Annotated in this window: 12 protein-coding genes; 1 reads left to right on the top strand and 11 read right to left on the bottom strand. The window is 59.0% G+C overall.

What is annotated here, in order from left to right; translation table 11 throughout:
• Positions 1-657: 657 nt before the first annotated feature.
• The 4 genes from MTR72_RS22225 to MTR72_RS22210 form a co-directional block, all read right to left on the bottom strand.
• The gene (locus MTR72_RS22225) at positions 658-1,323 is read right to left on the bottom strand and encodes an SIR2 family protein (protein WP_341510976.1); all 666 of its coding nucleotides are present in this window, start codon (positions 1,321-1,323) and stop codon (positions 658-660) included.
• Positions 1,324-1,605: 282 nt separating this feature from the next.
• Positions 1,606-1,788: a hypothetical protein gene (locus MTR72_RS22220; protein ID WP_092219769.1), complete on the bottom strand. Its 183-nt coding sequence runs from the start codon at positions 1,786-1,788 to the stop codon at positions 1,606-1,608.
• Between the two features lie 17 nt (positions 1,789-1,805).
• A complete protein-coding gene (locus MTR72_RS22215; protein ID WP_341510975.1) occupies positions 1,806-4,325 on the bottom strand; it encodes an AAA family ATPase in 2,520 nt (839 codons plus the stop codon).
• Positions 4,261-4,464: a hypothetical protein gene (locus MTR72_RS22210; RefSeq protein WP_194389660.1), complete on the bottom strand. Its 204-nt coding sequence runs from the start codon at positions 4,462-4,464 to the stop codon at positions 4,261-4,263. Before MTR72_RS22210 ends, MTR72_RS22215 begins: the two co-directional genes overlap by 65 nt.
• Before the next feature lie 1,038 nt (positions 4,465-5,502).
• On the opposite strand from MTR72_RS22210, the gene MTR72_RS22205 reads away from it, so the two are divergent.
• Positions 5,503-6,054, top strand: coding sequence for a hypothetical protein (locus tag MTR72_RS22205; RefSeq protein ID WP_280968769.1), 552 nt, complete (start codon positions 5,503-5,505; stop codon positions 6,052-6,054).
• Between the two features lie 4 nt (positions 6,055-6,058).
• On the opposite strand, the gene MTR72_RS22200 is transcribed toward MTR72_RS22205, so the two are convergent.
• The 7 genes from MTR72_RS22200 to MTR72_RS22170 are packed head-to-tail and all read right to left on the bottom strand — an operon-like array spanning position 6,059 to position 13,342.
• Positions 6,059-7,813, bottom strand: a complete 1,755-nt coding sequence (locus MTR72_RS22200; RefSeq protein ID WP_341510974.1) for a phosphoenolpyruvate hydrolase family protein — start codon at positions 7,811-7,813, stop codon at positions 6,059-6,061.
• A 57-nt stretch (positions 7,814-7,870) separates the two neighbouring features.
• On the bottom strand, positions 7,871-8,983 hold the full coding sequence (locus tag MTR72_RS22195; RefSeq protein ID WP_341510973.1) for an ABC transporter ATP-binding protein: 1,113 nt from the start codon (positions 8,981-8,983) through the stop codon (positions 7,871-7,873).
• On the bottom strand, positions 8,983-9,810 hold the full coding sequence (locus MTR72_RS22190; protein WP_280968765.1) for an HAD-IIA family hydrolase: 828 nt from the start codon (positions 9,808-9,810) through the stop codon (positions 8,983-8,985). The genes MTR72_RS22195 and MTR72_RS22190 overlap by 1 nt, the downstream gene beginning before the upstream one ends.
• Positions 9,803-10,573, bottom strand: a complete 771-nt coding sequence (locus tag MTR72_RS22185; RefSeq protein WP_341510972.1) for an SDR family NAD(P)-dependent oxidoreductase — start codon at positions 10,571-10,573, stop codon at positions 9,803-9,805. Before MTR72_RS22185 ends, MTR72_RS22190 begins: the two co-directional genes overlap by 8 nt.
• Entirely contained in the window at positions 10,570-11,493 is a 924-nt protein-coding gene (locus tag MTR72_RS22180; protein WP_341510971.1) for a ribokinase, read from the bottom strand. The genes MTR72_RS22185 and MTR72_RS22180 overlap by 4 nt, the downstream gene beginning before the upstream one ends.
• A gap of 14 nt (positions 11,494-11,507) precedes the next feature.
• Positions 11,508-12,368, bottom strand: a complete 861-nt coding sequence (locus tag MTR72_RS22175; RefSeq protein ID WP_341510970.1) for a carbohydrate ABC transporter permease — start codon at positions 12,366-12,368, stop codon at positions 11,508-11,510.
• A gap of 11 nt (positions 12,369-12,379) precedes the next feature.
• On the bottom strand, positions 12,380-13,342 hold the full coding sequence (locus MTR72_RS22170) for a carbohydrate ABC transporter permease (RefSeq protein WP_341510969.1): 963 nt from the start codon (positions 13,340-13,342) through the stop codon (positions 12,380-12,382).
• Positions 13,343-13,360: the final 18 nt, after the last annotated feature.

Here is a 13,360-nt window from a genome sequence, read left to right as displayed (position 1 = left end):
CACCACCAATCCGCCAATCAGGACCAGAAAGATGGTCCCGGCGTCAGATGATTTACCCCGTCGTCGCCCCATGGATGGTAGTCTCTAGCCCGCGCTCTGTAGCCTTCCTTCGGGCGACTCTTGCACGACGCACAACTCGCGGCAACGGCGTGGCTAAAGTCAGTCACAATGAGGGAAAAGCACTATACAACAAGGCTCTGTACCCCCTTATTCGACCACCGACCTGGTTCCGTGCCGCTATAGGAAATCGGCGCGGCCGCATCAGCGCCCGTACACAGTAAGGATTTCCCTAGGTGCGGGCAGCCCACCATGGGATCGCAAAAGCCCTACCGGGCACCTAAGGCGATCTCACATCACCGGGCGAGAATCGGATAGATTGACCGAGCCGTCACCGGCGACTCCGTTGTCACAGTCGAAAGGCTGGCTCCAAGGCGCGGGCTTGCGAGTTAGCAAGCCGAGCGGCGGGCTCTATCCCGCCTGACAGCGGAGGCCTTCGCCATGGCAACTCGTGGCAAAGGACCCAAAGACGTGTTTGTGAAGCGATACTCGCGATGGAAGGCGGGCAAGCGCGAGCAGGTGCGCGATGCGCACCGTGCTGCGGCTTACCGTCTAAGCTTGCGAAGATCGAAAGATCAGCTGGTGTTTGGGTTCTACCAATCAGGCCCGGCCTGAGAGGGAGCCGGTGACGGTAGCTTTGGGCGGGACCAGGGGCAGGCGAACGACCTTCTTCGCTCCCGTGATGGCCTCTTCCGCCACGCGCCATCCAATGGACCCGTGCAGCTTCCACAACCGCGCCCACGTGCGAGGCAATTGACTGAGATTGTCGGAATCATCCTTGAAATCCGCTGCCGCGTCGGAAAAATCCGGGTTCACCGCGCCGAGGAACCCATCGAAATAGGGCACCAACGCTATTTCGAGCCCCCGCTCGATCAGGAGATCATAGTTGGTTGAGAAGATTTCGACTGGTTTTGCCCGCTGGACGGAGCTCAACCAAGCCGCGAACTCAGCATGAAGCTGAAACCCCTTGGTCGGATCAACACTTACTCTCTGATAGATTGCCTTGCAGATCGCTCGGTCCAACTCTGTCGCAGCAACGCCAGTGAAGCCACCGGCCGCCGCAGTTTTGCTGTCGCCGATCATCTCGCGACAGAGCCTTACGCGGTTTAATACGTGCTCAATGTGCGCCCCCGCCCCGACTTCGGACAAGACGCGATCATACTCAGGTTGCATCTTGGCGTCGAGTTGACTCCGAACGTTTGAGGTCAGCTGGACTACACCATCCAAACCAACTGCTTGCGATGTGCCCGCACCAAAGAAAAACAATTAGCCTCCGGCGGTCAGACGCCAGCTGTTCTCGGAGCTCCTCGCCCTCGCGCAAAGGATCGAACGTCGTCACGCCGGCGCCTCCACCTATCAATCTTTAACTGTGTTTCGTATCGGGCCAGACTGACACATTGATGCAAGTCGGATACCGAATTTCCCGATCGCGATGGTCCAATCGCCAAGGCGCTCTCGCCGTCGGTCCCGGCTTGGCTCGCCGGTCGGCATGTGAGGTCCGAGAATTTGAGCTAATCATTAGACCAACATCACAATCTGAATAGACATTCAATTGGGGAATTCCCTAGGGCGCGCGCGCCGCGGGTCAAATGAATCGTCACACGCCGACATGCCGCCGCCGATCCAGCGCGTCTGGTACTTCACGGCCATCTCTGCTTCACCATGCTCACCATCCTTGTCATAGACCTTCGAGACCATGACAATGGTCTCATCGTTGCCGTGGTTGGTCACAGGATCACCTACGCGCGTCATTTCTTTTTCGGCACCAGGTTGAGACTGACCGTGCCGCAGCTGCAGCGGAGCACCTCCTTGTCGCCCTTGATAGGTGAAACGCAGAGGAACTCACCGCAATCGGTGTTGGGGCATTGCATCAGTCGAAGCAATTCCTGAAACGAACTCGCGACCGCAACGAATTCCTTCGGTTGCAGATCCGCCCAGGCGTTGTAATGGACGGCCTTGTTGATCATCCATTCTTCCGACTTCGTTGCGGCGACACGTTTCTTGGATTCGACCTGGAGCGTTTCGGCCTCCTGGATATTCTTGCCCCATGAGGCCGCCGAATCGCGCGCCTCCTGGAGGCGGGCTTTCCAGGCGGCCAACACGTTGGGCCAGAGATCACCGAGATCGTATTGTCCGTTACCGTGATATTCGATGCGAGCACGCAGGTTGTCAGCCAGGATCGTCGAGGTGAATTCGAGGTAGCGGCGCAACGTTCCCGCCGCCTGCGGGACATTGCCCTTAGCCAGGTATTCGTCGATCTGCGTCCAGACGTCGCCTTCGGTCCAGACCTGTGGGCCGCCGTCAACCGTCCAGCCGCCAAAGCTGAGCGTGCTCTGGACCAGCTTTTCGCTCTGCATGAACTTGAGCCACACCCCGTCGTGGGTGGTCAGGATAAACTGCGTGTTGGGAAACTTCTGCTTCAGGAGCGCACAGACCTCACGCCGATGGCCGGCATCGACAGACATCAGCACATCGTCCAAGACGGCGAGCGTGAACCCGTCGCCGAGCGTATGCTTCACCAGTGCAAGATAGAGGCACAGACCCATACCATCTTGATGGCCCTCGCTATGGTAGGCGCCAGGCGGAAACTTGCCCCGGCCGTAGAAGTCAACATCGAAAGCGAGCCTGCCGAACGACGGCGAGAGCTTACCCTCGAACTTGTCTTCATCGTCACGGTTGATGAAGCTGTAATATTCGGTGAAATCCTTTTGCACCTTGTCGTAGATGCCCTCCAGGATGGCGGTGCTGACCGCGCCGTAGTGGCTCAGCACGGCCGACGCTGTCTCGGCCTGCTGCGCCGACACGCTCAGCGCGCGCTGGGTCACGCGGCATTGATCGTATTTTTCCTGCGCCACGATCAAGAATTCCTTCGCCACTTCCTCCGTTGAAGGATCTGGCAACGTGTCGATATGAGCCGCAAGACCGTCTGTGGCTTGAAGCAGCTCGGCCGCGATGGGCGAGCCCAATCGGCCGAGTGCTTGCAGGGCTTCAGCAATGACCGCCGGGTCGCCAACGACCTTATCGAGGATGACGCGGTCGCCGTCGAGCGCCTTGGCCTGAGCGCCGAGCGCCGAAGCATCTATCGGAGGGTTGGCCTTCTCGCACCATTGGGCCACCTTGCCGGCGTCCCGGACCACCGCCTGCAGGTGCGCCGTAAGAGGAGCAATTGCCGCTGCAAGCTGCTTCAGAACAGCAGACGCGGCATCGGCTTTTGCAATCTTCTCCTGAAGATGGGCAACCAGCGCTGCCATTTCCCAGGCGTTGTCACAGAGCGGGCAAGCATCTTCCTCAAGAAGGTCGAGCCCCCGCTCGAGCAGCGCGCGTTGCTTGACCACCTTCAACAATGCCGGGTCATCGGTGAGCTTGGTGAGCGCGGCAACAGCCGCAGCCCTGTCACCGGTTATTCCCGCCTGCTGCGAGGCAGCGAGACGATCCAGATAGGCTGCAAGGTCGCTCTTGGCACCAAGCTTGGAAAAGGGTTGCAGCGTCTTCTCTTTGACCTCTGTATTGACGCCTTCCTTCAGGGCATTTGCCGGTGCGAGGTCCGTGACCGGGTCGAGCTTCAGAACGGCACGCCGGGCATTTACCGCAGTAAGCAGCTCATTCTTTTTGGGAGCCGCGATGCCGAGGTGCCGGAAGAAATCGGATTTGGTACGCTGATCTTCCGCCTGAGCCCGGGTGTGGTCGCGCTTTGCCTCATTGGCAACGCGCTGGAACGAGGTCCGCAGCTTTTCGAGTTGATCGAGGCGCAGAAGCTCCTGGACGTATTGCGACCGCTTCCCCGCCGGGACGAGGATGTATTTGATGATCTCGCGACGAGACAGTGCAAACTCAGGATGGGTTTCGAGCTGTGCGAGAATGGACTTGGCCTCGGTGTCGTTCGGCTCCAGCGTCGCGGTCGTTGCGTTCTTGACGCTCCGTTCGATCGTGAAGCTTTTCTTCAGGGCAGGCGCATAGACCTTGAGGCGAACCAGCGCGTTCTCGGGCTTCTTGCTCGAATCTACGTGCGGGGCGTGCGCCTTGACGCTCAGTTCAGCCGTACCCGTGCCACCGAGCCGGGTGATGTTTCCGGTGAGGGCGAACTCGATGGCATCCACGATGCCGCTCTTGCCGGTACCGTTCGGTCCCGCGACGCCGAGGCTCCTGCGCCCGAGCGAACGCTTCAGATGACGGATGCCGCGGAATTCGACGATCTCGATTTCCTCAATCTGGATCATCGTTCTGCTCCGCAGGGGTGAAGATCGCCTCCCGCAGGCTGTCTGCGTCAAGCTTGTGTTCCGTGAGCGCCTGTCGCAACGCGGTGAGCGATGCCGACGGCAAAGTCTTATGGTCCTCAAGCCTTTTCATGAAAGCGTCGATCACGGACGAGACCGTCGACGAAAAGGGCGGGTCACTCTGAGCAGCCATCTATGTCCTTCCCGTCCGCCGTACCGTCGCGGCCGCTGCCGCTGCCGCTGCCGCTGCCGCGCGTCGCTCGCTGATTCGTGCTATCTAAGGGTGCGCCACGGAAAATCGAGCGCGGAGCTTGTAGCAGATTAGTATATGTGCCGTATAAATGATTGCGCTTGCGCAAGCTAGATGCGATGCGACGAATCCTATGGCGATGGTTTTTTGTCGGGTGCGCAAGGATTCGATTGCACGGCGAAGGTCGGTTAACCCATTGAACTAACACACATGGTAGGCTCATTGGGGGATATTAGCGTCCGAGGTCCTTAGCCAGCCAAGAGCGTGCCGGGGCCTGCCGCATCATCGAAAGGATCCCTCGCGATGGAGCGACCTGACGGGGCCCTCTGCGTTTCGATGAAGGCGCCCGATGAGGTACAGCAGTTCCGAAACGAGGTGATTGAGCGCCACCGTGTGGATTGGAAGCCGCCTCCCATGAACCGACCGGGGCAAGCGTAACTGGCGGATCTTTGATGGATTAAGCCGCCCGCATGATCGCAAGGACGTCCAATTCCGCGACACCAGTTCCCGAGCGCGCGGCGAGGCGCGCTCCGAGTCAAAAAGATGCCGCTGCCGGAGTTTCCAGCAGCGGCGCCAGTCAGGGAGGAAGCAGACGAGTCGGTCTGCTAGCGGATCCGTAGGGCGCAGATAGCTCGCCCGAATTTTTTTACCCGAGACGCTTTACGGGCCCTCTTTCTGAGCGAGCGGAGCTCGCTCAGTACCCTGCAGCAAATCGCATCCGACACTCAGGACGGCGAGAGCCCAGTTAAGCAGCCAGGAGGAAACGGCGCCGACGACCATCCCTGCCTAGCCGAACCTGGCTCCTGCGCCAAAGAAGGACAGGACGTTGCTCCGGTAACGATCGACGTCGTGGTCTAGACCTGGATGAAGCGGCGTGTAAGATCGGCGGAAGCATCAATTGGGTAGGGTTGGGTAGAAACCGTGAGAGCCAATGTCTTAGGTCGCCTTGCCGCAAGCCTCTCCTCGTCTCGCGGTGATCAGATGACGATCTATGCGCCGTCACTGCGGACCCTTCCACAGAACGCCATGCTGGTCATGGCCACGCTTCCCGTCATCGACTGGAACGACTGTCTCCTGCGGGACTTGCAAGCGGGCCCCAAAGTGCCCCCTTCCTGCTATGCGGCGATCGTCATGATCGACCCGTTTGCATGCTGGGAAGATCTTGGTGATTTGTTGGAAGATGCAAGGATGACCGGAGTGACGAACTTTCCGCCTGCCTCCATGATTGAACGGACACCGGCAGGAGTGCCGCTCGATCGCGGTCAGGAGCTCGAGCTTCGCCGTATGGAGTGGTTTGCAAGCCGAGGGTTCAAAGTCCTGTTTGTCGCGGCGGACGAGGCAAAGATGACAGCAGCGGAGCAACGGCTAGGTTCGCAGCTGGATGGGTCCGTCTATCTGCGACCCGAGGCGCTTGCGCTGCCGATTGGATCGGACATCGGGCTCGTAAGCCTTGGCTCTCATGGATCGTCGTCGGTACCGAAGTTCTCCCTGGAGCATGCCGCCACGGCCAAGCAGCCCCTCCGACGGGCATGAGGCCTTATTCGAGGATCCGCAGTTTCTTGATTTTGTTGTAGAGGGTTTTGCGCGAAAGCCCGAGAGAGCGAGCAGTCTTGCCGCGGTGAAGCCGGTTTCTCTTTAGGCCCTCGATAATCCAGTCTCGCTCGGACAGCGAGGCCGCGGGCCGTGCGCCTGAAGGTGGCTCCAACAACGGCTTTAGCACCTCACTGGTAATGTGACTTGATGGCAGGGTCACGAGCTGGTTCACGACCTGCCGCAACTCGCGCAAATTGCCTGGCCAATCGTGCCCGGCGAGCGCAAGGAATGCAGAGTTTTCTATCGTGAGCGTCTGGGCGCTGGAATCTCCTTTGGCTTCGACCGTGAAGTGTTGAACGAGTTGCGGCAGATCTTCAAGCCTGTCGGGTAGCGAAGGTAACTGGACATCCAGCCCGGTAAAAAGGTCGAGAAGCCGCGCGCACAGAACCGTTTCAAGGCCGGCGCCTCGGGCCACCGTCGCGGTCGCAATGATCCGGGCGTGGGAACGCATGACAGTTACCCCGTTCAGAGGGGTAAACCCGCCTGTCTCCAGGTAATCGGCGAGGCGCTCCTGGCCTTCGCGCGAAAGCTGGTCAACATGCAGCAGCAAGACGGCGCCGTCGCTCGACGCCTCCAGGAGCGACAATTGGCGTCTGCCACTCTCAAGGCGCTCGGCGCCGAACAACGGGCCGAGTGTATCCATCGCCGGGCCGGATCGGCAATGAAACAGCGTCGCCTTGGCGTGCCTGCGGTCGCTGAACGCGTGCACCAGGCTTGCTATTCTACGCTTGCCGGAGCCGACCTCTCCCCAGATGAGGACTGGGCTTGGGGTTGCCGCAACGCGTTTGGTCATCTCAAGGACGCGCTTCATTGCCGAGGACTGCGCGATCACGCCGTGCCTGAAGCCACTCAACTGCAGCTTCCTTTCGAGCAGATCCACCTTCTCTCGCAACAGGTGGATGGTCTTGAAGCCCGACGTCACCTCGAGGACCGACATCTCCAGAGGCACGCGGTCAAGCGAAGAGCCTCCGATGAACCCCTGGATTCCGGTTTCGCGGCAGATGTCCAGGAGCTCGTCCGGCTTTGTGATCGGGCCGCCCCCAAGCAAGCAGATGGTGCTCTTGTTGACGGATTGAGCAACGCGCGCAACGGCATTCGTACGCGCTGCAAGTTCAGACAGGCTGATCGACGGATCGGACCCGCTTTCAACCGCGCGGTTCAGATTGAAGTTGATGCAAATGGCCTCGACGCCGGCTTCGACCATTCGACGCGCTTCAGATTGAGTGCGAGTATAGGCAATCGTCATCAGGCCGCGTTTTGCCGCCTTCACAAGAAGCTCGATCTCCCGGGAATAGCCAAGGCCGGACTTCTCGAGCAACGACCTGCGGTCATCATCGATGTGTATGACCGAAGGGAAGTTGGTCACGCCAGCAAATCCCCATTTGATGATCCGGTCGAGCCATCGATCCAGATCAAGCTCGGGGTCGAATGTACAGGTGCCGAAGAAGACCGGCAGTTTCGTGTTTGGCAGGATCTCGGTCCGTCCGAACCCCGCTACGAACTCGTTACTATTGCGGATTGGAAGAATGGAGGCGGGCGAGGCCCCGCCCATGGCACGAAAACGGCCAGCATTGAGTGCGAGCACGAAATCGGCGCCCGCCCGCTCCGCGGCCCTGGCCGTCATGCCCGATCCGATCCCCGCACCAAGGACAAACGAACGGGAATTCCGGAAGAACTGCCTGATGCCGGCTCCCTTCACCTCAGTGGTCCGCGTGTCGATCGGGAGCCGGCATCATCGCGCGGCTCGACGTCAAGACTAGCTCCAAGTCGCAGGCGCTTGCAACCGCCGAACCGCCTTTCCATTGCTCATGAACAAGTGGCAATCGGCTGGAGCGGCGGTCAGGGTGAGCTTTCCGGCGCCTTTGCGCGAGCCGGATTTTGGCGCCCTGGCGACAACCGTTTCGTCTCCAGCGAAACCGTAGATGTACGTGACGCTACCGAGATGCTCAACGAAATCCACCTCGAGTCCAATGGAGATCTCCTGCTGGTTGGGTGCCGGCGAGGAGAAGTCATCCGGGCGGATTCCGACAGTGACCGGCTTGCCAACTAGCATTTGGTCCGGCTGGACCGGAACGGAGATTGTAGAACCGGCCTCCAGTCGGACGTCCAGGCCATGCTCGTGAGCTGCCTCGACCTTGCCGCCCAGGAAGTTCATCTTCGGCGAGCCGATGAATCCTGCCACAAAACGCGAGGCCGGATTGTGATATAGATCGTGGGGGCTGCCGACCTGTTCGATTTTGCCGTCCTTGAGGACGACGATCTTATCGGCCATGGTCATCGCCTCGACCTGGTCATGCGTCACATAGATCATGGTATTTCCGAGCTGCTTGTGGAGCTTGGCGATCTGAACCCGCATTTGCACGCGCAACTCGGTGTCCAGGTTGGACAGGGGCTCATCGAACAGGAACACTTTTGGTTCTCGCATGATGGCGCGCCCGATTGCGACGCGCTGGCGTTGCCCGCCTGACAGCTGTCGAGGCTTGCGATCCAATAGATGGTCGATCTGCAATAGCGACGCTATTGTGGCTATCTTGGCGGCGATCTCGGCTTTCGAGGCTTTGGCCATGCGCAGGGGAAAGGCCAAGTTCTCTCTCACCGTCATATGCGGATAGAGAGCGTAACTCTGAAAGACCATGCCGAGGTTGCGATCGGCCGCATCGATGTCGTTGACGAGCTCATTGTCGATGAGGAGCCGCCCACCGCTGATGGGCTCGAGCCCGCCAATCATGCGCAGAAGCGTGGATTTGCCTGACCCGGACGGACCAACGAAGACGACAAATTCGCCGTGATCGATGGTCAGGTCGAGATTTCGCAAGATCTCGATAGTCCCATAGGCCTTCTTTAGGCCCTCCAAGCGAACATTGGCCATTATGCCCTCCTCTGTCGCACCTCGGCCGCGCGAGCAGCACTTACCTCGATTTCGCGCAAGCTCGATACGATGAAGTCCGGGGCCATCAAGGACGGATCCTGGCGCGTCGGCACGCCGGTTGTAACAAGCACCGTGGCAAGACCCGCCCTCTTTCCGGCTTGAATATCCGTAGAAACTTGGTCTCCGATCATAATGGTCGAACCGCGGTTCGTACCAAGGCGTGAGAGCGCTGTCTCGATCATCGGCACTTGCGGCTTTCCGACGATCGAAGGCTGCACTTGCGTAGCGGCTGCCACAGCTGCAATCGTCGCACCAGCCCCAGGCTCGAAGCCGCTGGCCGTCGGCAGCAGAAGATCGGGATTGGTTCCGATGAAGACAGCGCCATTGAGGATCGCCTCAACGGCAATTCGCATCTTCTCGTGCGTGATATCCCGGTCAAGCCCCATCACAACGGCTTCGGGCGTTCGGTCAGTGACCTCCAGCCCAACATCGCGCATGGCTGTGACAAGCGAGGGAGCGCCGATGACATAGATTCGCGTCAACTGCGGATAATTCGCTCGAATGAGTTCTGCGGCGGTGATAGCACTTGTAACGACCTCTGACGGTGCGATCGGAAGACCAAATCCTCTCAGCTTGCGGACGACGTCCTCCGGGGTATGCGTGGAATTGTTCGTCACAAAACAGAACGGCACGCCGGCTTCCCGCCATCGCGTAAATGCTTCTATCGCATCCGCGATTGCGGTGCTGCCACGATAGACGACGCCATCCAGGTCCGAGATGATCCCTTCTATTGGCGGCCAGTTCACGTTTGAGCCGGTGCTAACCATTCATCAGCATCCCGCCATTCACATGGACGATCTGCCCGGTCATGTAGGAGGCCGCGGGGCTGGCCAGGAACACCGCGAGGCCTGCGATATCCTCCGGCAATCCGACCCTGCCCAGCGGAATTCGGCCACTGTGGCGCGCTTCGGTCTCCTCTCGCGGACGCCCGTGCATGGGTGTATCAATGATCCCGGGTGCAATCGCGTTGACGTTGATCTTGAGTGGAGCACATTCATAAGCGAGCAGCTTGGTCACGTCGTGCACGATGGCCTTTGACAAGCAATAGTCGGCGCCGCCAGCCTGGTAGTTGAAAACCGCGCCTTGAGAGGACAACGAGGACCCGACATTGACGATGCGGCCCCCCTTGCTCTTCATGAAGCGCTCGATCGCTAGCTTGGCACAGCGAAGCACAGCGACGGAGTTGATCTGTATGGTTTTTTCGATTCTATCGGCATTGCCGGTTAGAAGCGCCTGAGCCGATTTTATTCCGGCGTTGTTGATCAGGACATCGAGCCTGCCGAAGCGCTTGGCGATCTCATCAAGCACTCTGCCGACATCATCTTCTCGTGACACATCCATGCTCATAGGCAGGATGCCATTGCCGTGCGGCAAGCGCGTCAGAATGTCCCGGAGGTTTTCCACATTTACGTCGGTTGCCAGGACGTTCGCACCGCCTTGACGGAAAGCATTGGCGATGGCTGAGCCAATGCCCCCACCCGCACCGGTCACGAGCACGGTCCTGTCTGCAACTGAGAACTGTTCGGTCATTCCAACTCCAAGATCGTTTGAGAATTTAAGAATTCGTCGACGGCTCCACTGCTGGGCATCGAGCTTTGGGCGCCGCGTCGCGTCACACATAAGGCGGCAACCGCGAGCGCCTTTTTGATCGCTTCTCGTATCGGCAACCGGTGGGCGAGAGAGGCTGCGAAGGCTCCATTAAAGGCATCGCCCGCCGCGGTCGTATCAACGACCTTCACAGGAAATGCCCTGAGCGCAAAAGACGCGCTGGCATCGGCGTAGTAGGCCCCCTGCGCACCAAGCGTGATCAGGGCAGCTCTTGGCCCGAGATCGAGAAGCTTTCCGGCCGCATGAGCTGCGCTGTCGAAGTCGTGCACCTCGACACCGGTGAGCTCGAAAGCTTCCGTCTGGTTTGGAGTGACGAAATCGACACTCCTCCACGCCGCCGCGGACAGGCCCGCCCTCACGGGGGCCGGATTGAAAATGAGATCGAATCCCTTGACGCTCTTCATTGCAAAGAGATGATTGAGCGCGGGGACCGGCATGCCCATCTCGGCAACGACGATTGCATCCCGCTCAATGAATTCGGCCGCCTTTTCGACCATGCTTGGTGTGACATTTGCATTGGCTCCCGGGTCTATGACAATGATGTTGGAGCCGTCGTCGCCGACCAGGACGAGAGCAGAACCCGATATCTCCCCTGGGCACAGGGCAATGGCATCGAGACGGACACCTGCCTCACGCAGCGCTTGCAGCAACGATCGACCGGCGTCGTCATCGCCAAGCCGGGTGTAGAAGCTCGGCCGAAGGCCCAATCGAGCGGCGGCGACCGCCTGATTGGCGCCCTTACCTCCCGCATTCCGCTTCAAGCTTCCCATCAGGCTTTCACCCGGCGTTGGAAGCCGCTCGACGTTGAAGCAGAGGTCGAGATTGGTCGTTCCGAAGAACATCAATGGTCTGGGGCTCATTTCACGGCCCCGAAGGTAAGACCACGTTCGAGATGACGCTGGCCAAGGATGATCAGGACGACCGGCACAATCATGGTCACCACCAGACCCGCAGCCATGACCGGATAGAACTGAACGCCCGGATTGAGCAGCTTGAGCAAGGCGACGGTGACTGGTGCTTTCGTCGAACTGAGGATCAGGCCGAGCGCGAAGTTGTGCCACGCAAGCAGGAAGATAAGCAAAGAAGCGCCTATCAAGCCGGGCTTTAGAAGCGGAAGAACGATGTGCCAAACAACCCGGAATGGCTTTGCGCCATCCATAGCGGCCGCCTCCTCAATATCCTTTGGGATGTCCTCGATATATGAACGGCTCAGCCAAATGATCATTGGCAGCGTGACGACCTGATAGACCCAGATCATACCGAAATAGGTGTCATAAAGGCCGACTGTCTGGAACACGCTGAACAGCGGTATGACGACAAGGAGCGCCGGCGCGAAGCGGAACCCCAGAATGAAGAATGCGATGTCCTCCTTCATAGGGATATCACGCCTCGCCAGGACGTAGCCTGCCGGTACCCCTGCGACGAGCGATACGAGCACCGCACCAAGCGAGATCACGACGCTATTGGTGACCGGGGTCAGGAAATCAACCTTGATGGTGCCGTAACTTGTTGCCCCGGCGTGGGCGGCATCGAACAAAACGCGGAAGTTCTCAAATGTTGGAGTGAAGATAAAGCGAGGCGGCCAGGTCATGACCTCAGCTTGCTGCTTCAGCGACATCATCACGATCCAGACCAACGGAAATGTCAGGATCAGCGTACAAGCAACAATCAGCAGATTAAGGAACAAGCTTGCAGGCGTTGAGCGATTGAAACGCATGTCAGCCTCCTCTAGCTTACGCGGTGCCGGACCAACCGCCACAATCTCACCATGGCAAAGGCCCCGAGAAGCACGATCATCCAATTGACAACCATGAGCGCGGCACCACGCCCGAAAGCGAGATTTTGAAAGGCCGTGATGTAGGCCCGAACCGAGAGCACGGAAGTACTGCCGCCCGGGCCGCCCTGGGTCGTTCCGAAGATGATATCAAACTGGTTGAGCGATTCGATCAGCCGAAATACCGCGGCGATCAGAATGTACGGCGAGATGAGGGGAAGCTCGATATGGAGGAACGTTGCCCAACCACGCGCGCCATTGACCCGCGCGGCTTCTCTGACCTCATCGTTGATGCCCTGCAAGCCGGCGAAGATGATGAGCGCAAAAAATGGTGTGTAAGTCCATATGTCGATGAGAACCAGCGAGAACATCGCCGTACTGGCGTCCGAAATCCATGCGAACCGACCGATCCCAACGAGCGAAAGCAAATAGTTCAGGATCCCATTCTGCGGATCCATCATTGTGGTCCACATCAAGGCGACGCTCATTGGCGGCAGCACCAGGGGAAGGAGAATGACGGGCCGCATCAGCCGGGCCAGGAACACCCCACTTGCGAACAATTTGGCGAGCGCAAGCCCAAAGAACGCTTCGGCGAGCACGGCGGAGCAGGCATACGCCATAGTCGCCCGCACGCTATTCCAGAAATCTTGGGTCTTGATTGCCACTTCATAGTTGGTGAATCCAATGAAGCGAACCACGGGACGGCCAAACCTGAGATCGGTCAGTGATTGAAAGACCCCATAGAAAAACAGAAAAAGAAATCCAAGCAGGATGATGATTGCGGGAGCAATCGCAGCAAGGCTCCACCAATCAAGAGCATTCTGCTCGGCCTTTTGTACCTGCTCGTTTTTGGACGAGGCCAGCTGGTCTGCCGATGATTGTAGCGTCACGATTGCGTCGATGCCTTGAAGGTCCATCGCTCACTTCTCAAAAAA

The organism is Bradyrhizobium sp. ISRA442 (assembly GCF_038085055.1).
GTDB lineage: Bacteria > Pseudomonadota > Alphaproteobacteria > Rhizobiales > Xanthobacteraceae > Bradyrhizobium.
This window is presented reverse-complemented; position numbering and strand designations above follow the sequence as displayed.